The organism is Kitasatospora sp. NPDC043949 (genome assembly GCF_056435365.1).
Window position 1 is genome coordinate 118,537 of record NZ_JBWKEQ010000004.1, and the last position, 26,829, is coordinate 145,365.

Consider the following 26,829-nt stretch of genomic DNA (forward strand, 5'->3'; position numbering starts at 1 on the left):
AACCTGTCCCTTTCGGCACTCCGGGGCTGCGGTTCGGGGTCGGTCAGGCTGCGGCGTCGAGGGGGCGTCCGCCCCAGCGGATGCCCTTCTCGCCGCGGATGCTGGCGCGTTCCTTGCGGTGGGCGGCGAGTACGTCGGGGTGGCGGGCGTTGGCGTTGCGCCGGCGCAGGTAGCGGTGCAGTGCCTGGGTTTGATGACAGGCCCAGCCACCGTGCCTCCAGCGGTCGAAGGGACGTCACCGCACATCCAACCGTCACGACCACGTCCGAACGGGAGTGCCCTGGCGTGATCTGCCCGAGCGTTTCGGGAGCTGGAAGACCGTTTACGAGCGGCATCGGCGCTGGTCCGCAGACGGGACCTGGGCAAAGTCCACCTGGCGGGGGAAGGCGGCTGCCGGCCGCTGGCCCTACTGATCACGCCGGGCCAGTGGATCGACTGAAGCACTTCCGCGCCGTCGCGGCGCGCTATGAGAAGCGCGCCTACGTCTTTCACGGGACTGTCAATGTTGCGTCGATCCGGCTCCGGCTCCGCGGATAGATCAAGTATCCCAACATTCGGACGCGTCTGTCACCGTCCTCCGGGAGGAGATTTTGTCGTGATTTGCGCACCTAAGGTTGCGGATGACCAGCGAAAACCTCGATCTGACGTGGAGTAGGGATGGCATCCGACATCGCCGCAGTGGCCGCAGAGCTCACTGCCATGGTTGCGGCAGATCACCAGGCCGCGCGCCAGGCGAACAGCGATGACCCGGCGGAGCAGTTGGCGTGGCGCCGCTTGACCGCGCAGCACGCGGATCGTCTCGGCGAGATCATGGACGCGCACGGGTGGCCGACCGCGGAGCTGGTCGGCGAGGACGCCGCTCGGGCTGCGTGGCTGATCGCGCAGCACGCCGACCGTCAGCTCGACATTCAGCGGCGCGCGCTGGGGCTGATGGAGCAGGCGGTGGCCAGCGGTGCTGCCAGCCCGCGCGATCTCGCCTTCCTGCGTGATCGCACGCTTGTGAACGAAGGGCAGAAGCAGATCTACGGCACGCAGATCGCCGGCGTGAAGGACGGCTCGCCGATCCCGTGGCCCTGCGAGGATCCCGAGCACATGGACGAGCGCCGTGCAGAAGTCGGCATCCCGGCGTTCGCTGAGTACGTCGCTCAGTTCTCGCAGGCCTGAGTCGCTCTGGGCATTCGGCGGACCACGCTCGCGCCTGATCCGCCGGACAGGCCCTAGGCGTGGTGGTCGAACTCGCCGGATTTGGCGGCCTGGAGGAAGGCGGCGAAGTGGGCGGGGGTGGTGGGGATGATGAGGTGGCCCTCGTCGGACTCGCGGAGTTCGACCAGGCCGTCGGCGGTGCGGATCTCCATGCACTCGTTGGAAGCCCCGCTGTAGCTGGACTTCTGCCAGTTGGTGTCGGTCATCTGGGGTCCCGTTGGTTGTTCGGCGCAGGAAGTCGGGTTGGCCGACTTCCTGCGCTGTGGTGTGTCTAGGCGTGGTGGTCGAACTCGCCGGTCTTGGCGGCTTGGAGGAAGGCGGCGAAGTGGGCGGGGGTGGTGGGGATGATGAGGTGGCCCTCGTCGGACTCGCGGACTTCGACCAAGCCGTCGATGGTGCGGACCTCGACACACTCATTGGTCGCGCCGCTGTAGCTGGACTTCTGCCACTTCGACTCAGGCATAGCTGTCTTCCACTTCTTTCTTGACTGATCGGATGAGGTCCCGCGACTTCTCCTCGGAGAGCGCAAGGGAGTCCATGCGAGCGAAGATCGCCCGATGTTTGGCCAGGTCTGCTGGGGACTCGAAGAACAGGACGCCTTGGGCGACATCCATCTGGACGGTATCCAACTCGGGAATGGGACCCTTCGCGAACGTGAGGTTCTCGGAGGCTCCAGGGAAGGTGGCGACAGCGAAGGGCACTACGCGGATTGAGATCCCGCTGTGCTCGGAGTCTTCGACGAGCGCGTCCAACTGCTCGGAGAGCACCTTGGGTCCGCCGAACTGCATTCGCAGCGCGGCTTCGTGGATGAATGCCTGAAGTGGAGTCTTGCCCGAGCGGACGATCTGCTGTCGTTGCACCCGGAACGCGGTTCGGACGTCGATGTCCGGGCGGGACAGCGGGGGATAGACCCGTGTGAAGACTGCGGAGGCGTAGGCGCCGGTCTGCAACAAGCCGGGGATGTAGGTGGTCGTACAGGTGGCGAGTGCTGTCGAGTAGCCTTCGATCTCCGCGACCTCGATAAAGTCCGTTGTCAGGACCTCGCGGTACTCCTCCCACCAGCCTCTCCCGCGCTCCGCGATTATTTCGGCGAGGGCGTCGATCAGTGGGCGGTTGGCGCAGTTGCAGGCTGCGGCGATGATGCTGAGGCGGTCGACACTGATGCCGATCCGTCCAGATTCCATCTGGGTTACCTGGGCTGGACTCATGCCGACGATACGGCCGAGTTCTGAGCCGCCGTAGCCAGCCTGCTCGCGCATCCTCCGTAGCTCGGTGCCAAGCCTGCGCTGGCGGAGTGTCGGGTTGGAGCGTGGAGGCATGGGTTCCTTCCGAAGGTGCAGTCCGGCCAAGTGTGCCGCGCTCGTCGAGCGCCGGTCCACCAGTTACCACCATAGGGGGAACTTCCCGAGAGTGTAGAAATTTGGATACTCAGCTGCGCTATGGTCAATGTCACAGCGATCCGACGGACCGTCAGTGGTGCTCGCTGGCCAGCGTGTCCGCCGTTTCCTCTCCTTCACCATCACGCCTCGGGAGAACTCCCATGCGTCACCTCAACACGCCCTCGCTCGCCATCGCCCGCCAGTCCCTCCGGGACGCGATGGGTCGTTGCGGGTACTCGCCCTCGGCCACTGCGGACGCCGAACTCGCGCTCGTCGAAATGCTCGTGAACGCCTGGCGGCACGGCGGCACCCCCGCGCCGCTCGTCCTCATCCTCGCCGTCGGCCCCACCCTCCGGGTGTCCGTCAGCGACGAGAGCCCGGACCTCCCCAAGAAGCAGGAGCCGGCACCCCTCGCCCAGTCCGGTCGGGGCCTCCAACTCATCGAAGGACTCACCCACCGCTGGGGCGTGGACCCCCAGGAACGCGGCAAAATGGTGTGGTTCGAGCTGGACGCCGCCTGATGTCCTTCCCCCTCCCGCGCCGTCGCCCCATGCTGCCGACCGACCCCCGGATCCGGCACTACACCGACGACCACATCCACACGCTCCTCGCCGAAGTCCAGGAGCGTGGCCGGAGGTTCGGCCTGATCTGGCCCTCGGCCACCACCGACAAGACCATCGACGGCCGCATCCTCGTCCGCTTCAACGCCGCCCCCGCCTCCACTCTCCTCAACCTCCTCTCCCTCCTCCTCGCCGCCGAACGAGGCGACGACTCGTGCGTTTCCTGATCGCCACCGCCTTCGCCGTCCTCCTCGCCCTGGCGATCGCCACCGTCGTCCTGGGCGTCATCACCGCCCTCCGCGCGACCCCGCCCGACGACACCTAACCCCCACCCCCACCCCCAGCCCCCGCCGCCCAGCCGTCGGGGGCTGAGGGACGATTGGGCACGTGGCACAGCGGAGATACGAGTACGCCCCGGCAGGCACCCTGCCCGGGCTGTTGCAGCGCGGCCGGGGCCTGGGCGCGCGGATGGCGGCGGAGGACCCGGCGGCAGCCGCCGACCTGGTCTACGGGTGCATCCGCTGGGACTGGCGCTGGGACCGGCAGGTGGACGACCGGCACCTCTACCTGGCGCGGCTCGTCCGGGACCTGGAACTGCCGGTCGGACCGATCGTCGAACTGCTGACCGGGGACGAGGACACCTGCCTGCGGGCCACCGGAGTCCTGGAGCTGCTGGCGCTCGGCGGCTCCGCCGAGGCCCGGGACGCACTCCGCACCCACGTCCGCGAGGGCGAGCACCGGGTGGCCGTCCTGGAGTCGGTGGCCGTGGTCTGGCCGCCCCAGTGGTGGGAGGACCTGGCGGCCGGGCAGGACGTCCGTGACGGGCAGGACGTACGCCGGCGGCGTGGCCCCCGCGGCTCGACGGACCCGGCCCCCGAGCGGGACAGCGCGAGCCCGCCCGCCCTGCTGCCGGAGCACGGCGGCGGCGCGAGTGATCCGTCCATGGCGACGGGCGAGCTGGAGCGGCAGTGGGCGGCCCAGGAGTGGTGCGGCCCGATGCGCACCGCCCGGGGCCTGGCCCGGTTCGGCCCCGAAGCGGCCGGGGCCGCGTCGCTGCTGCGCCGCTTCTGGCTGTGGACGCCGCACTCCTCCGAGCGCCCCGCCTACCTGGAGGCACTGGCCGCCGTCGCCCCCGCCGGGCTGGCCGAGGTGTACACCGAGTGCCTCTGGGACTGCGAGGCCGACGCCCGCCTCCTGGCCGTCGCGCACGCCCCCGACCGCCCCCACGTCCGGGAACGCCTCGCCCACCTGCGGGACGACCCGATGGAGGTACCGGAGGTCCGCGAGGCCGCCGGGGCGCGACTCGCCGGGCTGAGCTCGGGAGGCTCCGAGCCGGAGGGAGCCGCCTCCGAAGGGGAGCTAGAGTAGACGCGTGAACGTGTGAGTGATGGTCCGGACCCCACGAGGTGGTCCGGGCCACATCCGTTTCCAGGCACCTTCCGTGACCTGCGCGTACCTGCGCGTTCGCCGGCCCACCAGACCCGCACTCGCCTCCGGAGGCCCCGCCTTGAGCGATCAGCCGTTCGCGCATCTGCACGTCCACACCGAGTACTCGATGCTGGACGGTGCCGCCCGGCTGAAGCAGATGTTCAAGGAGGTCGAGCGGCTGGGCCAGACCCACGTCGCGATGACCGACCACGGGAACATGTACGGCGCCGCCGAGTTCCACAAGCAGGCGACCGCCGCCGGGATCACCCCGGTGATCGGCATCGAGGCGTACGTCGCGCCGGAGTCCCGCTCCAACACCAAGCGCATCCTGTGGGGCCAGCCGCACCAGAAGCGGGACGACGTCTCCGCCTCCGGCGCCTACACCCACAAGACCATCTGGGCCCGTAACAAGGAGGGCCTGCACAACCTCTTCAAGCTGACCTCGCGCTCCTACGCCGAGGGCTGGCTGGTGAAGTGGCCCCGGATGGACAAGGAGCTGATCTCCGACCTGTCCGGCGGCCTGATGGCCACCACCGGCTGCCCGTCCGGCGAGGTGCAGACCCGGCTGCGCCTGGGCCAGTTCGACGAGGCGGTGAAGTCGGCCGCCGACTACCAGGACATCTTCGGCAAGGAGAACTACTTCCTGGAGCTGATGGACCACGGCCTCGACATCGAGAAGCGGGTCCGCGACGGGCTGCTGGAGATCAGCAAGAAGCTGAACATCCCCCCGGTCGTCACCAACGACTCGCACTACACCACCGAGGCCGACGCCGGGGCGCACGACCTGCTGCTCTGCGTGCAGACCGGCAAGAACCTCTCCGACCCGGACCGCTTCCGCTTCGACGGCACCGGCTACTACATCAAGTCGGCCGCCGAGATGTACGCCCTGGACTCCTCGGACGCCTGGCAGGAGGGCTGCCGCAACAGCCAGCTCCTCGTCGCCTCCCGGGTCGACACCGAGGGCATGTTCAAGTTCCGCAACCTCATGCCGCGCTTCCCGATCCCGGAGGGCTTCGAGTCCGAGGCGGACTTCTTCAAGTCCCAGGTGTGGAAGGGCATGGACTGGCGCTTCCCGGGCGGGTACGACGAGGAGCACAAGAAGCTCGCCGAGTACGAGATGGACACCATCATCCAGATGGGGTTCCCGGCGTACTTCCTCGTGGTCGCCGACTTCATCATGTGGGCCAAGGAGCAGGGCATCGCGGTGGGCCCCGGCCGTGGTTCGGCGGCCGGCTCGCTGGTCGCGTACGCGATGGGCATCACCGACCTCGACCCCATCCCGCACGGCCTGATCTTCGAGCGCTTCCTCAACCCCGAGCGCATCTCCATGCCCGATGTCGACATCGACTTCGACGAGCGCCGGCGCGGTGACGTGATCCGGTACGTGACCGAGAAGTGGGGATCCGACAAGGTCGCCATGATCGTCACGTACGGCACCATCAAGGCGAAGGCCGCCATCAAGGACTCCTCGCGCGTCCTCGGCTACCCGTACGCGATGGGCGACCGGATCACCAAGGCGATGCCGCCGGACGTGATGGGCAAGGGCATCCCGCTGTCCGGCATCACGGACAGCAGCCACCCGCGCTACAGCGAGGCCGGCGAGATCCGGGGGCTGTACGAGACCGACCCGGACGTGAAGAAGGTCATCGACACCGCGCGCGGCATCGAGGGCCTGATCCGCCAGCCCGGCGTGCACGCGGCCGGCGTCATCATGTCCGCCGAGCCGCTGACCGACCACATCCCGGTCTGGACCCGGCACACCGACGGCGTCACCATCACGCAGTTCGACTACCCCACCTGCGAGGGCCTCGGCCTTCTCAAGATGGACTTCCTCGGCCTGCGCAACCTGACGATCATGGACGACGCCGTCAAGGCGATCGAGAAGAACAAGGGCATCAAGATCAACCTGCTTGATCTGCCCCTGGACGACAAGCCGACCTACGAACTGCTGGCGCGCGGCGACACGCTCGGCGTCTTCCAGCTCGACGGCGGCCCCATGCGCTCGCTGCTGCGGCTGATGAAGCCCGACAACTTCGAGGACATCTCCGCCGTCCTCGCGCTGTACCGACCGGGCCCGATGGGCGTCAACTCGCACACCAACTACGCGCTGCGCAAGAACGGCCAGCAGGAGATCACCCCGATCCACCCGGAGCTGGAGAAGCCCCTGGAGGAGATCCTCAAGCCGACGTACGGCCTGATCGTCTACCAGGAGCAGGTGCAGAAGGCCGCCCAGATCCTCGCCGGCTACTCGCTCGGCCAGGCCGACCTGCTGCGCCGGGCCATGGGCAAGAAGAAGAAGGAGATCCTGGAGGCCGAGTTCGTGCCCTTCCAGAAGGGCTGCCGGGACCACGGCTACTCGGACGCGGCGATCCAGGCGGTGTGGGACGTCCTGGTCCCCTTCTCCGGCTACGCGTTCAACAAGGCGCACACCGCCGGGTACGGGCTGGTCTCGTACTGGACGGCCTACCTCAAGGCGAACTACCCGGCCGAGTACATGTCCGGCCTGCTGACGTCCGTCAAGGACGACAAGGACAAGTCGGCGATCTACCTCAACGAGTGCCGCAAGATGGGCATCCAGGTGCTGCCGCCGGACGTCAACGAGTCGGACTCGGACTTCACCCCGCACGGTGACACGCTCGTCCGGTTCGGCCTCACCGCGATCCGCAACGTCGGCGGCCCCGTCGTCGACTCGATGATCCGCACCCGCAAGTCGAAGGGGAAGTTCAGCTCCTTCCCGGACTTCCTCGACAAGGTGGAGTCGGTGGTCTGCAACAAGCGGACCGTCGAATCGCTGATCAAGGCGGGCTCCTTCGACTCGCTCGGGCACACCCGCAAGGGCCTCAGCGCGCAGTTCGAGCCGATGATCGACAACGTCGTCGGGGTCAAGCGCAAGGAGGCCGAGGGCCAGTTCGACCTGTTCGGCGGGGACGCCGTCTCCGACGAGCCCAGCTTCGGCCTCGACGTCGTCTTCTCCGAGGAGGAGTGGGAGAAGTCCTTCCTGCTCACCCAGGAGCGCGAGATGCTCGGCCTGTACGTCTCCTCGCACCCGCTGCACGGCATCGAGCACGTGCTCGCCGACAAGGCGGACTGCGCGGTGGCCGACCTCGCCGAACGGCCCGACGGCACCATCGTCACCATCGGCGGCATCATCTCGGGCCTCCAGCGCAAGATGACCAAGCAGGGCAACGCCTGGGCGATCGCGACCGTCGAGGACCTCGCGGGCTCGATCGACTGTATGTTCTTCCCCGCCAGCTACCAGCTGGTCTCGGCCCAACTCGTCGAGGACGCCGTGGTGTTCGTGCGCGGCAAGCTGGACAAGCGGGAGGACGTGCCGCGACTGATGGGGATGGAGCTGTCCGTCCCGGACCTGTCGAACGCGCACGCCGAGGCGCCGATCGTCATCAACATCCCGAGCGTGAAGATCACCCCGCCGCTGATCGCCCGGCTCGGCGAGGTGCTGGGCAGCCACCGGGGCACTACGGAGGTCCGGGTGCGGCTGGAGGGCCGGAACAAGACGACCGTGCTGCGGCTGGACCGGCACCGGGTGAAGTCGGACCCGGCGCTGTTCGGGGACCTCAAGCAGCTGCTCGGGCCGAGCTGCCTGGCGGGCTGAGCCGGTGACCGATCCCCCGGGGGTGCGCCCCCGGGGGATCAGCCGTGCCCGCCCAGGCCCGGGGGGACGGCCGTGTGCAGGGCGGAGACGAAGGCCGAGATGGCCGGGTGCGAGCCGGCGCCCGCGCGGAAGGCGGCCCGGGTGCGGCGGTACATCGGCAGCCGGGTGAGGACCACGCCGGGCGGGGGCTGCGCGGCGCCCAGCTGCGGGACCAGGGCCACGCCCTGGCCGGCCGCCACCAGGGCCAGGACGGTCGCGAAGTCGTCGATCTGGTGCCGGATCCGGGGCGCGAACCCGGCGGACTCGCAGGCCCGGACGGCCATGCTGTGGCAGAGCGTGCCCGGCGGGGCCATGATCCACGGCGCTCCGCGCTGCTCGGCGACGGTGCCCGGGGCGCGGGCCGCCAGGTACATCGGCTCGGTGAACACCGGACGGGTCACCGCCAGGCCCGGCTCCGGATCGGCCGGGACCAGGTCGTACTCGTGGACCAGGGCGACGTCCAGCTCGCCCGCGCGCAGCGCCGCCGCGACGCCCGCCGGATCCACCTCGGTCACCATCGGCTCCAGGCCCGGATGCCAGGCGGCCAGCTCGCCCAGCACCGCCGGGATGATCGCGCGGGCCGCCGACGGATAGGTGCCGATCCGCAACGGGCCGGCCAACCCCCGCCGGGCGTGGGCGAGTTCGGCGCCCGCCTGCTCCAGCAGGGCGAGCACCGCCTCGGCGTGCCGGACGAGGTTGCGCCCGGCCGGAGTGAGCGCGACCCGCCGCCCGGTGCGCTCCAGCAGCGGGACGCCCGCCTCCTTCTCCAGGACGGACAGCTGCTGGGACACCGCCGAAGGGCTGAAGGAGAGCGCCTCGGCGACGGCGGCGATGGTGCCGAGGTGGGCGAGTTCGCGCAGCAGGCGCAGGCGTCGGACGTCGAGCATCGGCTCAGCTTACGAGAAGCATCACGAATGTGAACTGGACCTGGGCGATCGGCGAGCCGCAGGATCGTGGCCATGGAACTCACCGGCATCCACGTCCCCCTGATCACGCCCTTCGCCGCGGACGGTACGGTCGCGCTGGACGCCCTCGCCGTGCTCGCCGCCGAACTGCTGGAGGCCGGCGCGGCCGGGCTGGTCGCCCTCGGGACCACCGGCGAGCCCGCCGCGCTGAGCGAGGACGAGCGCTGGGCCGTGGTCGAGACCGCCGCGGCCGCCTGCGCCGCCCGCGGGGCCCTCCTGACCGTCGGCGCGCACGGCGGCGACACCCGCTCCACCGCCGAGTCGCTGGCCGCGCTCGGCAAGCGGGTGCCGCAGGCCGCGGCCGCGCTGGTCACCGTCCCGGCGTTCCTGCGGCCGGGCGAGGCCGGGACGGTCGCGCACTTCCGGGCGCTCGCCGGGAGCAGCCCGCTGCCGCTGGTCGTCTACCACATCCCGTACCGCACCGGGCAGCAGCTGTCCGCCGCCGTGCTGCTCGAACTCGCCGCGCTGGACGGCGTGGCGGGCGTCAAGTACGCGACCGGGGGAGTGGACCAGACGGCGGTGGAACTGCTCGCCGCCGCCCCCGCCGACTTCGCGGTGCTGACCGGGGAGGACGCCTTCCTGTCGCCGTTGCTGGCGCTCGGCGCGGCCGGCGGCATCCTCGCCTCCGCCCATCTGGCCACCGCCCGGTTCGTCGAGCTGACGCAGGCCTGGCAGGCCGGGGACGCCGCCCGGGCCCGGGCGCTCGGGCACCGGCTCACCGGGCTGGCGCTGGCCGCCTTCGCCGCGCCGAACCCGACGGTGATCAAGGGCGTGCTGCACGCCCAGGGCCGGATCCCCACCCCGGACGTCCGGCTGCCGCTGCTGCCGGCCGGGGATGCGGAGGTCGAGGCCGCGCTGAAGCTGGTGAGTGGTCTGGACCACTAGCCCTCTCTCATAGCGTGGAACACCAGGCCGCCGCACCCGCGTGACAAGGCATGATGGGCAGAGTGCGGCTGTAGACAGCACCATCCAGAGGAGTAGTCGGAATGAAGATCGGCATTGTCGGGGCCACCGGCCAGGTCGGCGGAGTGGTCCGCGAGATCCTGGCGGAGCGCGCTGGTCGTGAAGGCGGACTGGGCCCGGTCGAGCAGCTGCGGCTGTTCGCCTCGGCCCGCTCGGCCGGACGCACCCTGCCGTGGCAGGGCACCGAGGTCACCGTCGAGGACGCGGCCACGGCCGACTACACGGGCCTGGACATCGTGATCTTCTCGGCCGGCGGCTCCACCTCCAAGGCCCTCGCCCCCAAGGCCGCCGCGGCCGGCGCCGTCGTCATCGACAACTCCTCCGCCTGGCGCCGCGACCCCGACGTCCCGCTGGTCGTCTCCGAGGTCAACCCCGGCGCCATCGCCGACCGGCCCAAGGGCATCATCGCCAACCCGAACTGCACCACCATGGCCGCCATGCCCGTGCTGCGCCCGCTGCACGAGGAGGCCGGCCTCGCCGCGCTCGTCGTCTCCACCTACCAGGCCGTCTCCGGCAGCGGCGTGGCCGGCGTGGCCGAACTCCAGGACCAGGCCGCCAAGGTCGTCGACGGCGCCGCCGCGCTCGCCCACGACGGCTCCGCCGTCGAGTTCCCCGAGCCCAAGGTCTACCAGCGCCCGATCGCCTTCAACGTGGTGCCGCTGGCCGGCTCCATCGTCGAGGACGGCTCCAACGAGACCGACGAGGAGCAGAAGCTCCGCCACGAGAGCCGCAAGATCCTCGGCATCCCGGACCTCAAGGTCGCCGGCACCTGCGTGCGCGTCCCGGTCTTCTCCGGCCACTCGCTCCAGATCAACGCCCGCTTCGAGCGCCCGATCAGCCCCGAGCGCGCCGCCGAACTGCTCGCCGCCGCCCCCGGCGTCGAGCTGTCCGACATCCCCACCCCGCTCCAGGCCGCCGGCCGGGACCCGAGCTACGTCGGCCGCATCCGGGCCGACGAGACCGTCGAGCACGGCCTGTCGCTGTTCGTGTCCAACGACAACCTGCGCAAGGGCGCCGCGCTCAACGCCGTCCAGCTGGCCGAGCTGGTCGCCGCCGAGCTCAAGGGCTGACACCCGGCCCCGCCGGGCCGCGGGCGCTCGCACCCCGCGGCGAGCGCCCGCTCGCACCCCCCCGGCGTGACCAAGGGCGGGCCCCGTCGTTGAACGGGGCCCGCCTTTGCGTTCCGTTGGGCTTGCCGTTGCGGTACCGCGACATCCGTCGAGGTTCGGCGCGCGAACCAGGGGGAAAAGGTGACCCAACGATCGGGCGGCCACGGGGGCCCCTCACCCCACCACGCCCGGACGACGGGCGGATCCGCGCCCACCCGGCCCGACCCCCACACGAGGGCGAGTGGAAAGAGGTGCGCGATGGACCGCTGTGTCGTCCTGGTGGATGCCGGATACCTGCTGGGCGCCGCCGCCAGCCTGCTCGCCGGTGACCCGTCCCGTTCCAGAGTCACCGTCGACCACACCGCGCTGATCACCGCGCTGCGCGAACGCGCCGAGGCCGAGACCGGACTGCCGCTGCTGCGTATCTACTGGTTCGACGCCGCCCCCGACCGGCGCCCGATGCCCGAACACCGCCGGCTGCGCGTCCTGCCCCGCGTCACCGTGCGGCTCGGCGCCCTCACCCGCGCCGAAGGGCGCTGGGTGCAGAAGGGCGTCGACGCCGCCATGCACGCCGAACTCTCCGAACTCGCCCGTAACCGGGCCTGCGCCGACGTCGTCCTGATCACCGGCGACGGCGACCTGCTGCCCGGCATGATGACCGCCAAGGAACACGGCGTGGCCGTCCACCTGTGGGCGCTCCAGGCCGCCGACGGCGACTTCAACCAGTCCGAGGACCTGGTCGGCGAGGCCGACGAGCGAAGAGTGCTCGACCGCGAGTGGATCGAGGGCTCCTTCAGCCTCCGGGAGAACGCCAGCGTCTTCCCCGCGCCCGGCGCCCGCCAGGAGATCGCCAAGATCCTCGCCGCCCCGCCCGTCGGCCCGCCCGTGGTGGCACCCGCCGCGGCGCCGGTCGTGGCGCCCCCGGCCGTCCAGCCGGCCGCCGTCGCCCCGGCCGCCGTGCCCGCTGCCGTCGGGGCCTCCGCCGTCGGGGCCGTCCCGGGCGCCGTCCCGGGCGCCGTACCAGGGGCGGTTCCAGGGGCGGTTCCAGCGGCGGGGCGGCCCCAGTCGGCCGCCGCGCTCAAGGTCGTCCCCACCCCCAAGGACCTCGCCGGGCGCACCCCCGCCGTCGCCTCGGCCGTCAACGGGCACGGCGGCACCGGACTCGCGAACGGCCACGGCGGCACCGGGCTCGTCAACGGGCACGGCGCCAACGGACAGGGCGCCAACGGGCTCCTGAACGGGCAGGCGAACGGGCACGGCACCAACGGACAGGCCGTCGGCTCGACGGGCGCCGCCGGACAGGCCGGCCCCGTCCTGCGCTGGTCCTCCGACCGCGGCTGGGTCGACCGCCCCGCCCCCGAACCCGCCGTCACCGCCGGCGACAGCCTCCCCACCCTCGCCCACCTCACCACCGCCGAACAGCGCTGGGCCGACCGCGAGGAGGACATCACCTCCATCGGCGGCGACGCCCACGAAGTCGGCCAGGTCTTCGCCCGCCGCTGGAGCGAACGGTTGGGCGACGTCGAACGGCTCACCGTGCTCTGGCCCGACTACCCCCGCATCCCGCACCGGGTCGACGGCGAACTCCTCCGCTACGCCGCCCGCTTCGGACTGCTCGCGCACAAGGACGACCAGATCGACGAACACGACCGCTACGCCATCCGGGCCGGATTCTGGAAGGAACTGGCGGTGCGGGTGCCCGGCGGATCGATGGTGGTCGTGGACGACTGACGGGCGCACGGCCCGGGTTGGACCCGGCGGGACCCGCCGGGCCGCGCGCCGGTTTTCGGTGATCAGGCCCCCTTGTCCGGTTCGCCCGTGCGAACGCGTAAAGTCTTCGGTCGTGAACGAGTCGGCAGGGCGAGCACCCCAGAACACCCCGCCGTGCGTCGCCGTGCGCGACCTCGTGAGGACCTATCGCACCGGGCGCGGAGCCGGCGCCACCGAGATCCGGGCCAACGACGGAATCAGCCTCACCGTCCGCCAGGGCGAGATCTTCGGACTGCTCGGACCCAACGGGGCCGGCAAGTCCACCCTCGTCCGCCAGCTCACCGGCCTGCTGCGGCCGGACTCCGGATCCGTCGAACTCCTCGGCCACGACATCGTCCGCCACCCCGAACGGGCCGCCCGGCTGCTCGGCTACCTCGGCCAGGAATCCAGCGCCCTCGACGAGCTGACCGTCGCGCTCGCCGCCGAGACCACCGGACGGCTGCGCGGCCTCACCCGGGCCCAGGCCCGCGCCGAAAGCGCCGACGTCCTCACCGAACTCGGGCTCGAACCCCTCGCCCAGCGGCCGCTCGCCAAGCTCTCCGGCGGTCAGCGCCGGCTCGCCTGCGTCGCCGCGGCCCTCGTCGGGGAACGGCCGCTGCTCGTCCTCGACGAACCCACCACCGGCATGGACCCCGTCGCCCGGCGGGCCGTCTGGACCGCCGTCGACCGGCGCCGCACCGAACGCGGCGCCACCGTCCTGCTGGTCACCCACAACGTCATCGAGGCCGAGACCGTGCTCGACCGGGTCGCCGTCATCGACGACGGGCAGGTCATCGCCTGCGACACCCCCGGCGGACTCAAGGCCCTCGTCGACGGCGACGTCCGGCTCGACCTGGTCTGGCGGGACGAGGCGCCGCTCGCCGTCCCCGCCGTCGCCGAACTCGCCGAACGGGCCGAACGCACCGGCCGCCGCTGGACCGTCCGCACCACCCCCGAACAGGCCCGCGAACTGGTCGCCGCCGTCACCACCGGCCCGGCCTTCGCCGCCCTCGACGACTTCACCCTCGCCACCCCGAGCCTTGAGGACGCCTACCTCAAGCTCGGGGGCCGCCACGGAGGACTGGCCAAGTGACGCTGCTCTCGGTGCCGCCGCAGGCCGCCGCCCCCGCGACCGGCGGCACCCCCGCCCCGCTCGCCCCCGCGGCCCGGCTGCTGCCCGCCCTCGCCGCCGTCTACCGGGCCCAGCTCGCCCGGGCCCGGGTGGCGCGGATCCCGCTGCTGTTCGTCGCCACCTTCCAGTCCGTCGGCATCCTCGTGATGATGCGGGGCGTGGTGGACGCCGGGCAGACCTCGGCCGCGCGGTCCGTGGTCGCCGGGTCCAGCGTGCTGGTGGTGGCGTTCGTCGCCCTCAACCTGCTCGCCCAGTACTTCGGGAAGCTGCGGGCCACCGGCGGACTCGACCACTACGCGACGCTGCCCGTACCCGCCGCCTCCGTGGTGCTCGGCGCGGCCGGCGCCTACGCCTCGTTCACGCTGCCCGGGACGGTCCTCACCGCGGCCTTCGGCGCCGTGATGTTCGGGCTGCCGCTCGGGCAGCTGTGGGTGCTGCTGGCCGTCGTCCCGCTCGCCGGAGCCGCCCTGTCCGGGCTCGGGGCCGCCTGCGGGCTGCTCGCGCCCCGCCAGGAGATCGCCACCATGCTCGGGCAACTCGGCATGTCGGCGGCCCTGCTGCTCGGCGTGCTGCCCGTCGACCACCTCCCGCAGCCCGTCCTGTGGTTGCGTGACCTGCTGCCCTCCACGTACGGCGTCGAGGCCTTCGCCCGGACCTTCGAACCCGACCCGGACTGGGCGCTGATCGCGGGCGACCTCGCCGTCTGCGCGGGCGTCGGCGTGGTGTCGCTGGCGATCGCCACCTGGGCCTACCGGCGGGCCGTCTCCCGGTAGGGGGTGTCCCGGCGTGTCCCGGGGGCCGGCTCCGGGAGGTGCGGGGCTCGGACTCCGCGCGGTGCGGGGGCCGGCTCCGCGAGGTGCGGGGTTCAGGTTCCGCCAGGTACGGGCGACGGCTCGTCCCGGCCGCGATCGTGAAACGATGGGGTCCGTGACCGTACCGAACACGCCTCCGGACCCCACCCGCGCCGCCGCGGACGCGGTGCCGGACATCACCCCCGATCCGTACGCGCCGCCGCCCGCCCCCGACGCCGGGACCCCGCCGCCGGACGGCCTCGCGGTCGCGCAGTCGCCGGGCCCCACGCTCAAGGAGCGGCTGCTGCCCGAGCTGCGGCTCGGCGCGGGCACGGTACTGGCCTGCATCGTGGTCGGACTGGTGATGGCGGGGCTGTGGGTCTGGCTCGCGCCCAAGGTGCCGCTGGTCGTCGACGGCGACCGCATCCTCTACGCCGACCCCGAGGGCGAACAGCGGGCGGGGGCCGACGCGGTCTTCGCCCTGATCGCGCTCGGCGCCGGCCTCCTGACCGCGCTCGGGGCCTTCCTGGCCACCCGGCAGCGCGGCGGCGGCATCGCGGTCGCGCTCGGACTGGTGGTCGGCGGACTTCTCGGCTCGGTCGGCGCCTGGCGGCTCGGGCGGTGGCTCGGCCCCAGCAACGACCTGATCGCCGAAGCCCGGCGGGTCGGCAACGGCGGGCACTTCGACGCGAGCATCGACCTCGGCGCGCTGGGGGCGCTGCTGGTGTGGCCGATGGCGGCGATGGTGGTGCTGCTGGCGCTGTCGGCGGCGTTCGGCAAGCGCGAGGAGGACCCGCCGCCGTACTGGGCCGGGCCGTACGGGGTGGCCGCGCCGCAGGCCCCTGCGGACGGCGCGGCGCGGCCGCAGGACGCCGTGCGGGCGGACGACGGTGCTCGGCCGGACGGCGCTGCGCGGCCGAACGACGGTGCTCGGCCGGAGGACGCCGCGCGGCCGGGGGAGCGCGGGCAGGGCTGACCGCGTGGGCCCGGGCCCATCTGCGGGTGGGCCCGTCGGCCGGGGTCAGCGGGGGGGGGCAGGGGGGCAGCGGGGGTCAGCCGGGGTCAGCGGGCGATCGGTGCGGTGCGGGCACCGGTCAGGGTGACCAGGTCGGCCGGGGCGAGTTCGACCTCCAGGCCGCGGCGCCCGCCGGAGACGTAGACGGTGGGGTGGGTGAGCGCGCTGGCGTCGACCACGGTCCGCAGCGGGCGGCGCTGGCCGAGCGGGGAGATGCCGCCGAGGACGTAGCCACTGCTGCGCTCGGCGGCGGCCGGGTCGGCCATGGCGGCGCGCTTGCCGCCGACGGCGGCGGCGAGGGCCTTGAGGTCGAGCTGCCCGGCGACCGGGACCACGCCGACGGTGAGCACGCCGTCCACGTCGGCGACCAGGGTCTTGAAGACCCGCTCGGCGGCGACGCCCAGGACCTCGGCGGCCTCGCCGCCGTAGGAGGCGGCGGCCGGGTCGTGCTCGTAGGCGTGCACGGTGAACGGGACGGCGGCGGTCTCCAGGGCGACGGTGGCGGGGGTGCCCTGCCCGCCCTTCTTCGGCTTCTTCGCCATGTGGGGCTCCTTCTTCGCCGTGCGGGTTCCCCCGGACTTACGTGCGGGTGTCCCGGATTACGTGCGGGTTTTCCGGATCAGTTGGGGCTGAACGACTGGCGGGTGAGGTCGACGGCGGGCAGCGACGGCAGCCAGCTGAGCACGGAGCTCTCGCGGCGCAGCAGGTCGAGTTCGGTGCGCAGCCGCTGGGCGGTGTCGGGGCAGGCCAGCAGCTGCTGCTTGACCGGGGTCTCGAACACCGAGGCGGCGGCGACCAGGTAGGAGAGCACCTGCGGGTCGTCCGGGAGCTCCTGGCGCCCGACGGTGCTGGCCTCGCGGGCCCCGGCGAGGCGCTTCTGGTAGACCCGGAAGGCCCGCTCGACCTCGGCGGCGAGGGCGCCGGAGCCTTCGCCGGGCTGTTCCTCGACGAGTTCGGCCTCGCCGGTCAGGTACGGGCCGGAGACGTCCGCCGAGCGGAGCCGGAACCGGGTGGTGCCGGTGACCAGCAGCTCGTAGCGGCCGTCCGGCTGCTCCTGGACGGAGGCGACGTCGGCGACGCAGCCGATGTGGAACATCGCCTCCAGCGGGTCCCCGGTGGCGGTGCCGAGGCCGTCGAGCGGCCCGGCCGGGCCCTCCTCGGGGCGGACCGGGGCGACCTCGCGGCCGTCCTTGATGGCGAGCACGCCGAAGCGGCGCGGCGTGTCGGCCGGTAGTTGGAGCAGGTCGGCGACGAGACGGCGGTAGCGCTCCTCGAAGACGTTCAGGGGCAGCACGAGGCCCGGGTAGAGCACGTTGTTCAGCGGGAAGAGCGGCAGCCGTTCTGTCACGGCGGACAGCGTAGTTCCCCGCGCGGTCGCGGCGCGTCGGGGTTGTGCCCGCGGGCGGGCCCGCCGGGTCGGTCAGCCCCGTTGCAGCATGCGGGTGGCGCCGGCCACGACGGTGGTGGCGAGCAGCCAGCCGACGATCACCAGCCCGGCGGTGACGTACTGGCTGAGGCCCCCGGGGTTCCAGCCCTGCTGGCCGAGCTCGACGACCGGGACCAGCTGGCTGAGCGTGTACAGCACCGGGTTCCAGTGCGGGTGCTCGTCGGCCTTCAGCGGCTCCAGCGGGTGGGTGGCGAACCAGATGCTGCCCAGCGCCCAGGCGAGCAGCAGCCACAGGCCGGCCCGGCCGGGGCGGTAGCCGTAGCCGACGGTGGCGTCCTGGACCCGGCCCCAGATCCGGGCGGGCAGCGGGAGGGTCCGGTGGCGGCGGCGCTGCTTGGCGTACAGCACCTCGCGGGCGTCGTCGTCGGCGCCGTCGCGGCGCAGGGCGGCGGCGAGCTGCTCGTAGGACTCGGGCTGGAAGTCCACCGAGGAGCCCTCCAGCCAGGCGATCCGCTGCTGGACGCTGAAGGGGCCGACCGGGCGCAGCACCTCGTAGACGAAGCCGGTCAGGCCCAGGTGGCGCCCGCGCGGCCAGGCGTCCGGGGTGTCGACGAGGTTGCCGACCCGGGCGCGGGAGAGCGAGACGGTGCCGGTGGGGCGGATCCGGCAGGTGAACCGCAGCTCGGGGGTGTGGATGCGGCGCAGCGAGAGCTCGTCGTCACCCTCCAGGTGGAACTCGCCGGAGATCAGGCAGGCGCTCTCGAAGCGGGCGTCGGAGAGCCGGACCCGGCCGTAGGCGCGGAACGGGGTGCTGGGGGCGCCGGGCGGCGGGTTCTGGCCGTAGCCGGAGCCGTAGTAGCTGCGGGAGCCGAACCAGCCGCCGTCGGCGGAGCTGGTCAGGTAGAGGGTGTGGCCGACGGTGAGCCGGACGGCGTTGAGGCAGGTGCGGTTCTGCGGGACGGCGCGCAGCTGGGCGCCGCGCAGCGACAGCCGCCCGCCTATCCGGGCCGTGCGCAGGCTCAACTCGCCCTCCACGTCCACGCGTTCGGCCTCGAAGTCCTGGTGGACGGCCAGGCCGTCGGCGGACAGCGCGCGGCCGTAGCGGTCGCCGCCCAGGACGGTCTGGTTGAGCAGCAGGTCGGTGCCGACCTTGGCGTCGGTGAGCCGTACGCCCTCGGGTATCCGGCAGCGGGCCAGGTGGAGGTCGCCGGTGGTGGTGAGCCGGGAGGCCTCCAGGCGGGGGATCAGGCAGGTGACGAAGCGCAGCGTCGAGGCCGAGGCCTCCGAGATGAGGATCTTGCGCTCGAAACGGCACTCGCGGAGTTCGACGTAGTGGCCGATGGCGCCGCCGGCCAGGTTGAGCGCGCCGGTGACCAGCACGCCGTTGAGCCGCAGCGAGGCGACCCGCCCGGTGGCGGCGGCCGGGCCGGCCAGCAGCAGATGGGCGAGCACCCTGGCCCGGACGGTGCGCCCGGGGCCCCAGACGGCGTCCCCGAAGGGGTCGTCGGTGGCGGCGTCGCCACTCCGCCGGTCGAAGACGTTGCCGCGACGGAAGGCCTCCCAGAGCTCACGCTCCGTGTCGGTCCAGCCCTCCGGGGCGTGCTCCAGCATGGTTTTCCCCGTCCCCCCGGTCGTCTCGCCTTTCGTATCACGGACTGAAATGCGGGGCCAGGGGTTCCGGCCACTCCTTACACTGGGTGGCGTGATCTCTCGAATCGACCTCCGCGGCTCGCTGGACGACCCGCGTGACCTGCTGCCCCGTGCCGAGTTCGACGTGGCGGCCGCCCTGGAGAAGGTGCGGCCGATCGCCGAGGACGTACGCCATCGCGGGGTCGCGGCCGTGATCGAGATCACCGAGCGCTTCGACGGCGTCCGGCTGGAGTCGACCCGCGTCCCGGCCGAGCAACTGGCCGAGGCCCTGGAGACGCTGGACCCGAAGGTGCGGGCCGCGCTGGAGGAGTCGATCCGCCGGGCCCGCGCCGTGCACGCCGACCAGCGCCGCACCGAGCACACCACCCGGGTGGTGCCGGGCGGCACCGTCACCCAGCGCTGGGTGCCCGTGGAGCGCGTCGGCCTCTACGTGCCGGGCGGGCTGGCGGTCTACCCGTCCTCCGTGGTGATGAACGTGGTGCCGGCCCAGGAGGCGGGCGTCCAGGGCATCGCGGTGACGTCCCCGCCGCAGAAGGAGTTCGACGGCCGCGTCCACCCGACCATCCTGGCGGCCTGCGCGCTGCTCGGCGTGGACGAGGTGTACTCCGTCGGCGGCGCCCAGGCCGTGGCGATGTTCGCGCTGGGCACCGAGGAGTGCGCGCCGGTCAACATGGTCACCGGCCCCGGCAACATCTACGTGGCCGCCGCCAAGCGCCTGTTCGCCGGCCGGATCGGCATCGACTCGGAGGCAGGCCCGACCGAGATCGCCGTCCTCGCCGACGACAGCGCGCTGCCGTCCGACGTGGCCGCCGACCTGATCAGCCAGGCCGAGCACGGACCGACCTCCGGCTCGGTGCTCGTCACCGACTCGCCGGCGCTGGCCGACGCGGTCGAGGCGGAACTCGCCGTCCAGGTCGCCAGGACCAAGCACAGCGAGCGGGTCGCCGAGGCACTGGGCGGCCGGCAGTCCGGGATCATCCTGGTCGACGACCTGGAGCAGGGCCTCGCCGTGGTCAACGCCTACGCGGCCGAGCACCTGGAGATCCAGACCCGGGACCCGCACGCGGCGGCCGCCAAGGTCGTCAACGCGGGCGCCGTCTTCATCGGCCGCTGGACGCCGGTCTCGCTGGGCGACTACGCGGCCGGCTCCAACCACGTGCTGCCCACCGGCGGCTGCGCCTGCCACTCGTCCGGCCTGTCCGTGCAGACCTTCCTGCGCGGCGTCCAGGTCGTCGAGTACGACCGGGACGCGCTCGCGGACGTCGCCGCGCACGTGGTCAACCTCGCCAACGCGGAGGACCTGCCCGGGCACGGCGACGCGATCAAGGCGCGCTTCGACTGGACGGTGCCGGGATCGTGACTCCTGTGACTCCTGTTACTTCTGAGGTGGGTGCGACGCGGGTGACTCGGATCGACGACCTCCCCATCCGCGACGAGCTGCGCGGCCAGTCCCCGTACGGCGCGCCGCAGCTGGACGTGCCCGTCCAGCTGAACACCAACGAGAACCCGTACCCGCTCCCCGAGGAGCTGGTCGCCCGGATCGCCGAGCGCGTCGCCGGGGCCGCCCGCAACCTCAACCGCTACCCCGACCGGGACGCCGTCGAACTGCGCGAAGGCCTCGCCGCGTACCTCGGCCGGACCACCGGCTTCGCCGTCACCCGGCAGCAGGTCTGGGCCGCCAACGGCTCCAACGAGGTGCTCCAGCAGCTGCTGCAGACCTTCGGCGGCCCCGGCCGCAGCGCGCTCGGCTTCGAGCCCTCCTACTCGATGCACGCGCTGATCTCCCGGGGCACCGGCACCGAGTGGATCTCCGGCCCGCGCAACGACGACTTCACCATCGACCTGGACGCCGCCCTCGGCGCGATCGCCGAGCACCGGCCGAACGTGGTCTTCATCTGCTCGCCGAACAACCCGACCGGCACCGCCGTCGCCGCCGACACCGTGCTGCGGCTGTACGAGGCCGCGCAGGCCGCCGGGCCCAGCCTGGTCGTCGTCGACGAGGCCTACGTCGAGTTCTCGCACCGGGTCTCGCTGCTGCCGCTCATCGAGGGCCGCCCCAACCTGGTGGTCTCCCGCACCATGTCCAAGGCCTTCGGCGCGGCCGGGCTGCGCCTGGGCTACCTGGCCGCCGACCCGGCCGTGGTGGACGCGGTGCAGCTGGTCCGCCTGCCGTACCACCTGTCGTCCGTCACCCAGGCCACCGCGCTGGCCTGCCTGGAGCACACCGACACCCTGCTCGGGTACGTCGGCCGGCTCAAGGAGGAGCGCGACCGGCTGGTCGACGCGCTGCGCGGGCTCGGCCTGGAGGTCACCGACTCGGACGCCAACTTCGTCCAGTTCGGCCGCTTCGCCGACACCCACGCCGTCTGGCAGGCCATCCTCGACCAGGGCGTCCTGGTCCGTGACAACGGCGTCCCCGGGTGGCTGCGCGTCACCGCCGGCACGCCCGCAGAGAACGACGCCTTCCTGGACGCCGTTCGAACAGTGATCAAGGAGCTGTAACCCGTATGTCCCGCATCGGACGCGTCGAACGCACCACCAAGGAGACCGCGGTCCTGGTCGAGATCGACCTCGACGGCACCGGGAAGACCGACATCTCCACGGGCGTCGGGTTCTACGACCACATGCTCGACCAGCTCGGCCGCCACGGTCTCTTCGACCTCACCGTCAAGACCGACGGCGACCTGCACATCGACACCCACCACACCATCGAGGACACCGCCCTCGCGCTCGGCGCCGCCTTCAAGCAGGCGCTCGGCGACAAGGTCGGCATCTACCGCTTCGGCAACTGCACGGTGCCGCTGGACGAATCGCTCGCCCAGGTCACCGTGGACCTCTCCGGCCGGCCGTACCTGGTGCACACCGAGCCCGAGCACATGGCGCCGATGATCGGCTCGTACGACACCACGATGACCCGGCACATCCTGGAGTCCTTCGTGGCCCAGGCGCAGGTCGCCCTGCACGTCCACGTGCCGTACGGGCGCAACGCCCACCACATCGTGGAATGCCAGTTCAAGGCGCTGGCCCGAGCCCTGCGCTACGCCGCCGAGCGCGACCCGCGCGCGGCCGGAATCCTCCCCTCGACCAAGGGTGCACTGTGAGCAAGGCGGCCCTCGCCCTCATCTTCGTCGGCCTCTTCCTGGCCGGCGGCGTGATCTCGTTCTGGAAGCAGAAGCTGCCCAAGGGCGTCATCCTGGTGCTCGCGTTCGGCTCGGTCATGTGCCTGGCCTCCGGCATCATGCGTCTGTAGACCCGCAGTAGAGAGACTGGACACCTGAACATGGGCAAGAACGTCGTCGTCCTCGACTACGGGTCGGGCAACCTCCGCTCCGCGCAGCGCGCGCTCGAACGGACCGGGGCGGACGTCACCGTCACCTCCGACTACGACACCGCGATGAACGCGGACGGCCTGCTCGTCCCCGGCGTCGGCGCCTTCGAGGCCTGCATGCGCGGCCTGAAGTCCGTCCGGGGCGACTGGATCATCGGCCGCCGGCTCGCCGGGGGCCGCCCCGTCATGGGCATCTGCGTCGGCATGCAGATCCTCTTCGAGAAGGGGGTCGAGCACGGCGTGGAGACGGCCGGCTGCGACGAGTGGCCCGGCGTCGTCGAGCCGCTGGACGCCCCCGTCATCCCGCACATGGGCTGGAACACCGTGGACGTGCCCGAGGGCAGCCGGATGTTCGCCGGCCTCGACCCGCAGAGCCGCTTCTACTTCGTGCACTCCTACGGCGTGCGGCACTGGGAGCTGGAGACCCACAGCGCACGGATCCACGCCCCGCTCGTCACCTGGGCCACCCACGGGCAGCCCTTCGTCGCCGCCATCGAGAACGGCCCGCTCTGGGCCACCCAGTTCCACCCTGAGAAGTCCGGCGACGCCGGCGCCGCCCTCCTGACCAACTGGGTCAACACCCTCTGAGCTTGGAAGAGTTGTGACTATGAGCCGCCTCGAACTGCTTCCCGCCGTCGACGTCCGGGACGGCCAGGCCGTCCGCCTGGTCAAGGGCGCGTCCGGCACCGAGACCTCCTTCGGTGAACCCCTCGCCGCCGCCCTCGCCTGGCAGAACGCCGGCGCCGAGTGGCTGCACCTGGTCGACCTCGACGCCGCCTTCGGCACCGGCACCAACTACGAGCTGCTGCGCGAGGTCACCGGCCGCCTCGACATCAAGGTCGAGCTGTCCGGCGGCATCCGCGACGACGAGTCGCTCGCCAACGCGCTCGCCACCGGCTGCACCCGGGTCAACCTCGGCACCGCCGCCCTGGAAGCCCCCGAGTGGGTCGCCAAGGCCATCGCCGAGCACGGCGACAAGATCGCCGTCGGCCTGGACGTCGTCGGCACCACCCTGCGCGGCCGCGGCTGGACCCGCGACGGCGGCCAGCTCTTCGAGGTGCTGGAGCGGCTCAACCAGGAGGGCTGCGCCCGCTACGTCGTCACCGACGTCAACCGGGACGGCACCCTGACCGGCCCCAACCTGCAACTGCTGCGCGACGTCTGCGCCGCCACCGACCGCCCCGTCGTCGCCTCCGGCGGCGTCTCCTCGCTCGACGACCTGCGCGCCATCGCCGGCCTGGTCGGTGCGGGTGTCGAGGGCGCCATCGTGGGCAAGGCACTCTACGAGCAGAAGTTCACCCTCGAAGAGGCCCTGGAGGCGGTTTCAGGATGACGGAACGTCGGATCGTGCGTGGCAGGGTCGGCGGATTCTCCCCCTGGGAGGACCAGTTCGGCTACTCGCGGGCGGTCGCCGCGGGAGACCACGTGCACGTGGCCGGCTCCACCGCCTGGGTGAACGGCCGGATCGAGCACGAGGGCGACCCCTACCGGCAGACCCTCGCCGCGTTCGGCGTCGGCCTCAGCGCCCTCGCCGCGTACGGTCTGACGGCGGACGACGTGGTCCGCACCCGGATGTACATCACCCACGCCCGCGACGCCGACGAGGTGGGCCGCGCCCACCACCAACTCTTCGACGCCGCCCGCCCGGCGGCCACCATGGTGGTGGTCGACGGGCTGATCGACTCCCGGATGATGGTCGAGGTCGAGCTCGACGCCTATCGTGCCGGGCTGGCAAAGACCCTGGAAGGCAACCAGCCGTGACCCTCGCCGTACGTGTCATCCCCTGCCTGGACGTCGACGCCGGGCGGGTGGTCAAGGGCGTCAACTTCCAGAACCTGCGCGACGCCGGCGACCCGGTCGAGATGGCCAAGCTCTACGATGCCGAGGGCGCCGACGAGTTGACCTTCCTCGACATCACCGCCTCCTCCGGCGACCGGGAAACCACCTACGACGTGGTCCGCCGCACCGCCGAACAGGTCTTCATCCCGCTCACCGTCGGCGGCGGAATCCGCGCCGTCGAGGATGTCGACAAGCTGCTGCGGGCCGGCGCCGACAAGGTCGGCGTCAACACCGCCGCCATCGCCCGGCCGGAACTGGTCCGCGAGATCGCCCAGCGGTTCGGGCGGCAGGTCCTGGTGCTGTCCGTGGACGCCCGGCGCTGCCCTCCCGGCACCGAGACCGCGTCCGGCTACGAGGTCACCACCCACGGCGGGCGCAAGGGCACCGGCCTCGACGCCGTCGAATGGGCCGGGCGCGCGGCCGAACTCGGCGCCGGCGAGATCCTGCTCAACTCGATGGACGCCGACGGCACCAAGGACGGGTACGACCTGGAGATGATCCGGGCCGTCCGCAAGGCCGTCTCCGTGCCCGTCATCGCCTCCGGCGGCGCCGGCAAGCTCGCCGACTTCGCGCCGGCCGTCGAGGCGGGTGCGGACGCGGTGCTCGCCGCGAGCGTCTTCCACTTCGGGGACCTGCGGATCGGGCAGGTCAAGGACGCGCTGCGGGAGGCCGGGCACCCGGTGCGGTGACCGTCCGTACTACCGCGAGAGGGCCCGCTGCGCACCGGCGCAGCGGGCCCTCTCGCGTGCTCAGGACTGTTCGCGGGGTTCGCCCTTGATCAGCGCGAACGGCGTGCCGTGCGGGTCCACGATCCAGGCGATCCGGCCGACGTTCGGCACGTCCTCGGGCCCCATCACCACCGTGCCGCCGGCCGCCTTAGCCTTCGCGATCAGCGCGTCCACGTCGCCGGCGGCGAAGTACGGCGTCCAGGCGGAGGGCTCCTGCGGGGACATGGTCGGGGCGATGCCGCCGAAGGCCGTGGCCTGCTGGTCGCCCTCGGAGGTCGAGATCACCCGGTAGTCCATGCCCGGAGCCGGCTCGAACTTCTCCACCCGCCAGCCGAACAGCGCCTGGTAGAAGCCGAACCCGGCGCTCTGGTCCGAAGTGTGCAGCTCGGACCAGACCAGCGCGCCGTCCTCCGACACCACGTCCAGGCCGGTGGTCGTGCCCGGCTGCCAGACCGCGAACCTGGCCCCCTGCGGGTCGGCGAACTGGGCGAACCACCCCTCGCCCATGACGTCCATCGGCGGGACCAGGACCGAACCGCCCGCCTGCTCGGCGGCCTGCGCGGTGGCGTTCACGTCGGCCGTACGGAAGTACGTCGTCCAGGTCGGCTGGTCACCCTTGTCGAGCGGGCCGACGGCGCCGACCGTCCTGCCGCCCAACTGGAAGAAGCCGTAGCCGCCCGCCTCCGGGCCGCCGGACCGGAACGTCCAGCCGAAGACCTTGCCGTAGAACTCGGCCGTGGCGGGGATGTCCGGGCTGCCGAGGTCGATCCAGCAGGGCGCGCCGGCCGGAAAGTCGGTGGTGAGCATGAGGTGGTGCCCCTTCGACGGAAGACGTGACCAGGCCGGTTCCGTCGGGCGCGCGCACGCACCCACCCCGGCCCTCTGCGAGTCTGCACCCGCCCACTGACATCCGCAGCCGGGGAGCGCGGCCGGGAGACCTCAGCCACGCCCCCGGAAACGGGCCCACAGCTGAGCTGCCCGGTTCAGCCGATCGGTCCACGGGTCCGGATCGTCTCCGGCGATCTCGGCCCACATCCGGGCCTGAGCCTGCGCGAAGACGTCCACCACCGCCGGATCGCCGCCCTGCCAGGCCGGGACCCTGGCAGCCCACGCTTCCGCCCCAGCCGGGCTGTGGCCGCCCGCAGCGATCAACCAGATCACCCACAGGGCCGGGTCGATCCAGGGCGCTCCCCGGGTGGCCCACGCCCAGTCGACCAGCAGCGCATGGTCTTCGCGGATCAGGACGTTCTCGTTGTTCAGGTCCGTGTGCAGCAGATAGCCGCCGGCGAGGCGGGACAGCACCTCGGGATCGTCCACGTAGGCGGCCCATCGCTGCTCGGCCCGGCGTAGCTCGATCGGCGGACACGGGACGCGGCCGAGTCGGCTGAGGACGTCGACCATCAGCTCCAAGTCCCCGGTTTCCCGGTAGTCGGCGTGGCGGGCTTCGACGTGCTCGAACGCGACAAGGCTCCAGCCGTCGACGTCGAGGTGCCAGGGGACGGTGGGGGCGAGGCCTTCCACGTAGGGGTTGACCTCCCTCTCACGTCGCTGTGTCCACACGCGTGGGTGACTCAGCCGCATCCCCTTGACGAAGACAGCGCCCCTGGCGGTGCTGAGCTTGGCGGCGATCTCCGAGTTGAAACCGGCCGAGACGGTCTGCGCGGCAAGGACCGGCGTCCCGAGGCAGGCGGCGACGGCCCGGTGCACGGAGTCGGGCAGGTCTGCCCAGTGAATGCGGGTGGTGGTCACGGCCCACAGGTTCCCAGCTCCAGCCCGCAGGCCGACGGCACCGCAGCCGTCGGCCTCCGGGGTTGCGCCCTACCGGTACGGGTTGTCGTCGTTGCACCCGGGGAGGGCGTCCGCGCCGAAGTCCTCCATGTCGTCGATGAACCCCAGCGCCCTCCAGCCGGCCCGGTCGCAGTACAACGAAGCTTTTGAGGAACGGACTTGC

At 72.1% G+C, this 26,829-nt stretch carries 28 protein-coding genes and 2 pseudogenes; 20 read left to right on the forward strand and 10 right to left on the reverse strand.

Annotated elements, in window-relative coordinates:
• Positions 1 to 43: 43 nt before the first annotated feature.
• Positions 44 to 193: pseudogene (locus AC07AL_RS05570) on the reverse strand (IS630 family transposase); the annotation flags it as partial.
• Between the two features lie 73 nt (positions 194 to 266).
• On the opposite strand from AC07AL_RS05570, the pseudogene AC07AL_RS05575 reads away from it, so the two are divergent.
• Together AC07AL_RS05575 and AC07AL_RS05580 are read left to right on the forward strand one after the other, a co-directional pair.
• Positions 267 to 365 (forward strand): annotated as a pseudogene (locus tag AC07AL_RS05575) (transposase); the annotation flags it as partial.
• Between the two features lie 292 nt (positions 366 to 657).
• Positions 658 to 1,164 (forward strand): DUF6624 domain-containing protein, encoded by a 507-nt coding sequence (locus AC07AL_RS05580; protein WP_363582861.1) that lies wholly within the window; start codon positions 658 to 660, stop codon positions 1,162 to 1,164.
• Between the two features lie 53 nt (positions 1,165 to 1,217).
• Here the strand turns inward: AC07AL_RS05580 and AC07AL_RS05585 are convergent, their stop codons facing one another.
• The 3 genes from AC07AL_RS05585 to AC07AL_RS05595 form a co-directional block, all read right to left on the reverse strand.
• The gene (locus tag AC07AL_RS05585) at positions 1,218 to 1,409 is read right to left on the reverse strand and encodes a DUF397 domain-containing protein (protein WP_400987788.1); all 192 of its coding nucleotides are present in this window, start codon (positions 1,407 to 1,409) and stop codon (positions 1,218 to 1,220) included.
• 65 nt (positions 1,410 to 1,474) lie between these two features.
• Positions 1,475 to 1,666, reverse strand: coding sequence for a DUF397 domain-containing protein (locus AC07AL_RS05590; protein WP_363582857.1), 192 nt, complete (start codon positions 1,664 to 1,666; stop codon positions 1,475 to 1,477).
• Positions 1,659 to 2,522, reverse strand: coding sequence for a helix-turn-helix domain-containing protein (locus AC07AL_RS05595; RefSeq protein ID WP_363582855.1), 864 nt, complete (start codon positions 2,520 to 2,522; stop codon positions 1,659 to 1,661). The genes AC07AL_RS05590 and AC07AL_RS05595 overlap by 8 nt, the downstream gene beginning before the upstream one ends.
• 221 nt (positions 2,523 to 2,743) lie before the next feature.
• Here AC07AL_RS05595 and AC07AL_RS05600 point away from each other — a divergent pair, with 221 nt between their 5' ends.
• The 4 genes from AC07AL_RS05600 (at position 2,744) to dnaE (ending at position 8,183) form a co-directional block, all read left to right on the forward strand.
• Positions 2,744 to 3,103 (forward strand): ATP-binding protein, encoded by a 360-nt coding sequence (locus tag AC07AL_RS05600; RefSeq protein WP_363582853.1) that lies wholly within the window; start codon positions 2,744 to 2,746, stop codon positions 3,101 to 3,103.
• The gene (locus tag AC07AL_RS05605; protein WP_159398403.1) at positions 3,103 to 3,369 is read left to right on the forward strand and encodes a hypothetical protein; all 267 of its coding nucleotides are present in this window, start codon (positions 3,103 to 3,105) and stop codon (positions 3,367 to 3,369) included. Before AC07AL_RS05600 ends, AC07AL_RS05605 begins: the two co-directional genes overlap by 1 nt.
• Before the next feature lie 160 nt (positions 3,370 to 3,529).
• Positions 3,530 to 4,510: a hypothetical protein gene (locus tag AC07AL_RS05610; protein ID WP_363582851.1), complete on the forward strand. Its 981-nt coding sequence runs from the start codon at positions 3,530 to 3,532 to the stop codon at positions 4,508 to 4,510.
• 139 nt (positions 4,511 to 4,649) lie between these two features.
• Positions 4,650 to 8,183: a DNA polymerase III subunit alpha gene (gene dnaE / locus AC07AL_RS05615; RefSeq protein ID WP_363582849.1), complete on the forward strand. Its 3,534-nt coding sequence runs from the start codon at positions 4,650 to 4,652 to the stop codon at positions 8,181 to 8,183.
• 38 nt (positions 8,184 to 8,221) lie between these two features.
• On the opposite strand, the gene AC07AL_RS05620 is transcribed toward dnaE, so the two are convergent.
• Positions 8,222 to 9,109: a LysR family transcriptional regulator gene (locus AC07AL_RS05620; protein ID WP_350885762.1), complete on the reverse strand. Its 888-nt coding sequence runs from the start codon at positions 9,107 to 9,109 to the stop codon at positions 8,222 to 8,224.
• 72 nt (positions 9,110 to 9,181) lie between these two features.
• Here AC07AL_RS05620 and AC07AL_RS05625 point away from each other — a divergent pair, with 72 nt between their 5' ends.
• The 6 genes from AC07AL_RS05625 to AC07AL_RS05650 all read left to right on the forward strand — a co-directional run bounded on the left by AC07AL_RS05625 (position 9,182) and on the right by AC07AL_RS05650 (position 15,907).
• Entirely contained in the window at positions 9,182 to 10,072 is an 891-nt protein-coding gene (locus tag AC07AL_RS05625) for a dihydrodipicolinate synthase family protein (protein ID WP_478316932.1), read from the forward strand.
• A gap of 101 nt (positions 10,073 to 10,173) precedes the next feature.
• Positions 10,174 to 11,220, forward strand: coding sequence for an aspartate-semialdehyde dehydrogenase (locus AC07AL_RS05630; protein WP_363582845.1), 1,047 nt, complete (start codon positions 10,174 to 10,176; stop codon positions 11,218 to 11,220).
• Between the two features lie 297 nt (positions 11,221 to 11,517).
• Entirely contained in the window at positions 11,518 to 12,990 is a 1,473-nt protein-coding gene (locus AC07AL_RS05635; RefSeq protein ID WP_478316935.1) for an NYN domain-containing protein, read from the forward strand.
• Between the two features lie 112 nt (positions 12,991 to 13,102).
• Positions 13,103 to 14,101, forward strand: coding sequence for an ABC transporter ATP-binding protein (locus tag AC07AL_RS05640; protein WP_400811967.1), 999 nt, complete (start codon positions 13,103 to 13,105; stop codon positions 14,099 to 14,101).
• Entirely contained in the window at positions 14,098 to 14,913 is an 816-nt protein-coding gene (locus tag AC07AL_RS05645; protein ID WP_363582839.1) for an ABC transporter permease, read from the forward strand. The genes AC07AL_RS05640 and AC07AL_RS05645 overlap by 4 nt, the downstream gene beginning before the upstream one ends.
• Before the next feature lie 154 nt (positions 14,914 to 15,067).
• A complete protein-coding gene (locus AC07AL_RS05650; protein ID WP_400811970.1) occupies positions 15,068 to 15,907 on the forward strand; it encodes a hypothetical protein in 840 nt (279 codons plus the stop codon).
• Positions 15,908 to 15,993: 86 nt separating this feature from the next.
• Here the strand turns inward: AC07AL_RS05650 and ybaK are convergent, their stop codons facing one another.
• The 3 genes from ybaK to AC07AL_RS05665 form a co-directional block, all read right to left on the reverse strand.
• Positions 15,994 to 16,488: a Cys-tRNA(Pro) deacylase gene (gene ybaK, locus AC07AL_RS05655; RefSeq protein WP_063347187.1), complete on the reverse strand. Its 495-nt coding sequence runs from the start codon at positions 16,486 to 16,488 to the stop codon at positions 15,994 to 15,996.
• Between the two features lie 77 nt (positions 16,489 to 16,565).
• Positions 16,566 to 17,294 (reverse strand): LON peptidase substrate-binding domain-containing protein, encoded by a 729-nt coding sequence (locus AC07AL_RS05660; protein WP_363618916.1) that lies wholly within the window; start codon positions 17,292 to 17,294, stop codon positions 16,566 to 16,568.
• 72 nt (positions 17,295 to 17,366) lie between these two features.
• On the reverse strand, positions 17,367 to 18,944 hold the full coding sequence (locus tag AC07AL_RS05665; RefSeq protein ID WP_478316937.1) for an oxidoreductase: 1,578 nt from the start codon (positions 18,942 to 18,944) through the stop codon (positions 17,367 to 17,369).
• Positions 18,945 to 19,035: 91 nt separating this feature from the next.
• Here AC07AL_RS05665 and hisD point away from each other — a divergent pair, with 91 nt between their 5' ends.
• Genes hisD through hisF form a run of 8 tightly spaced genes read left to right on the forward strand, consistent with a single transcriptional unit; the run spans position 19,036 to position 24,839 of the window.
• The gene (hisD, locus tag AC07AL_RS05670) at positions 19,036 to 20,343 is read left to right on the forward strand and encodes a histidinol dehydrogenase (protein WP_363628744.1); all 1,308 of its coding nucleotides are present in this window, start codon (positions 19,036 to 19,038) and stop codon (positions 20,341 to 20,343) included.
• 41 nt (positions 20,344 to 20,384) lie between these two features.
• On the forward strand, positions 20,385 to 21,485 hold the full coding sequence (locus AC07AL_RS05675; protein WP_478316938.1) for a histidinol-phosphate transaminase: 1,101 nt from the start codon (positions 20,385 to 20,387) through the stop codon (positions 21,483 to 21,485).
• 5 nt (positions 21,486 to 21,490) lie between these two features.
• A complete protein-coding gene (gene hisB / locus AC07AL_RS05680; protein ID WP_063347182.1) occupies positions 21,491 to 22,084 on the forward strand; it encodes an imidazoleglycerol-phosphate dehydratase HisB in 594 nt (197 codons plus the stop codon).
• A complete protein-coding gene (locus AC07AL_RS05685) occupies positions 22,081 to 22,233 on the forward strand; it encodes a hypothetical protein (RefSeq protein WP_350885740.1) in 153 nt (50 codons plus the stop codon). Before hisB ends, AC07AL_RS05685 begins: the two co-directional genes overlap by 4 nt.
• A gap of 30 nt (positions 22,234 to 22,263) precedes the next feature.
• A complete protein-coding gene (gene hisH, locus AC07AL_RS05690; RefSeq protein ID WP_063347181.1) occupies positions 22,264 to 22,899 on the forward strand; it encodes an imidazole glycerol phosphate synthase subunit HisH in 636 nt (211 codons plus the stop codon).
• Positions 22,900 to 22,918: 19 nt separating this feature from the next.
• Positions 22,919 to 23,644 (forward strand): bifunctional 1-(5-phosphoribosyl)-5-((5-phosphoribosylamino)methylideneamino)imidazole-4-carboxamide isomerase/phosphoribosylanthranilate isomerase PriA, encoded by a 726-nt coding sequence (priA, locus tag AC07AL_RS05695; protein ID WP_350885736.1) that lies wholly within the window; start codon positions 22,919 to 22,921, stop codon positions 23,642 to 23,644.
• A complete protein-coding gene (locus AC07AL_RS05700; protein ID WP_363582826.1) occupies positions 23,641 to 24,072 on the forward strand; it encodes a RidA family protein in 432 nt (143 codons plus the stop codon). The genes priA and AC07AL_RS05700 overlap by 4 nt, the downstream gene beginning before the upstream one ends.
• Entirely contained in the window at positions 24,069 to 24,839 is a 771-nt protein-coding gene (gene hisF, locus AC07AL_RS05705; RefSeq protein ID WP_363582824.1) for an imidazole glycerol phosphate synthase subunit HisF, read from the forward strand. Before AC07AL_RS05700 ends, hisF begins: the two co-directional genes overlap by 4 nt.
• Positions 24,840 to 24,899: 60 nt before the next feature.
• Here the strand turns inward: hisF and AC07AL_RS05710 are convergent, their stop codons facing one another.
• A complete protein-coding gene (locus tag AC07AL_RS05710) occupies positions 24,900 to 25,685 on the reverse strand; it encodes a VOC family protein (RefSeq protein ID WP_363633390.1) in 786 nt (261 codons plus the stop codon).
• Between the two features lie 132 nt (positions 25,686 to 25,817).
• Positions 25,818 to 26,627 (reverse strand): protein kinase family protein, encoded by an 810-nt coding sequence (locus tag AC07AL_RS05715; protein WP_478316941.1) that lies wholly within the window; start codon positions 26,625 to 26,627, stop codon positions 25,818 to 25,820.
• Between the last annotated feature and the right edge of the window lie 202 nt (positions 26,628 to 26,829).

Coding starts and splice junctions, on each gene's coding strand:
- AC07AL_RS05580 (WP_363582861.1), top strand. CDS start 658: ATGGCATCCGACATCGCCGCAGTGGCCGCAGAGCTCACTGCCATGGTT.
- AC07AL_RS05585 (WP_400987788.1), bottom strand. CDS start 1,409: ATGACCGACACCAACTGGCAGAAGTCCAGCTACAGCGGGGCTTCCAAC.
- AC07AL_RS05590 (WP_363582857.1), bottom strand. CDS start 1,666: ATGCCTGAGTCGAAGTGGCAGAAGTCCAGCTACAGCGGCGCGACCAAT.
- AC07AL_RS05595 (WP_363582855.1), bottom strand. CDS start 2,522: ATGCCTCCACGCTCCAACCCGACACTCCGCCAGCGCAGGCTTGGCACC.
- AC07AL_RS05600 (WP_363582853.1), top strand. CDS start 2,744: ATGCGTCACCTCAACACGCCCTCGCTCGCCATCGCCCGCCAGTCCCTC.
- AC07AL_RS05605 (WP_159398403.1), top strand. CDS start 3,103: ATGTCCTTCCCCCTCCCGCGCCGTCGCCCCATGCTGCCGACCGACCCC.
- AC07AL_RS05620 (WP_350885762.1), bottom strand. CDS start 9,109: ATGCTCGACGTCCGACGCCTGCGCCTGCTGCGCGAACTCGCCCACCTC.
- AC07AL_RS05625 (WP_478316932.1), top strand. CDS start 9,182: ATGGAACTCACCGGCATCCACGTCCCCCTGATCACGCCCTTCGCCGCG.
- AC07AL_RS05630 (WP_363582845.1), top strand. CDS start 10,174: ATGAAGATCGGCATTGTCGGGGCCACCGGCCAGGTCGGCGGAGTGGTC.
- AC07AL_RS05635 (WP_478316935.1), top strand. CDS start 11,518: ATGGACCGCTGTGTCGTCCTGGTGGATGCCGGATACCTGCTGGGCGCC.
- ybaK (WP_063347187.1), bottom strand. CDS start 16,488: ATGGCGAAGAAGCCGAAGAAGGGCGGGCAGGGCACCCCCGCCACCGTC.
- AC07AL_RS05665 (WP_478316937.1), bottom strand. CDS start 18,944: ATGCTGGAGCACGCCCCGGAGGGCTGGACCGACACGGAGCGTGAGCTC.
- hisB (WP_063347182.1), top strand. CDS start 21,491: ATGTCCCGCATCGGACGCGTCGAACGCACCACCAAGGAGACCGCGGTC.
- hisH (WP_063347181.1), top strand. CDS start 22,264: ATGGGCAAGAACGTCGTCGTCCTCGACTACGGGTCGGGCAACCTCCGC.
- priA (WP_350885736.1), top strand. CDS start 22,919: ATGAGCCGCCTCGAACTGCTTCCCGCCGTCGACGTCCGGGACGGCCAG.
- AC07AL_RS05700 (WP_363582826.1), top strand. CDS start 23,641: ATGACGGAACGTCGGATCGTGCGTGGCAGGGTCGGCGGATTCTCCCCC.
- AC07AL_RS05710 (WP_363633390.1), bottom strand. CDS start 25,685: ATGCTCACCACCGACTTTCCGGCCGGCGCGCCCTGCTGGATCGACCTC.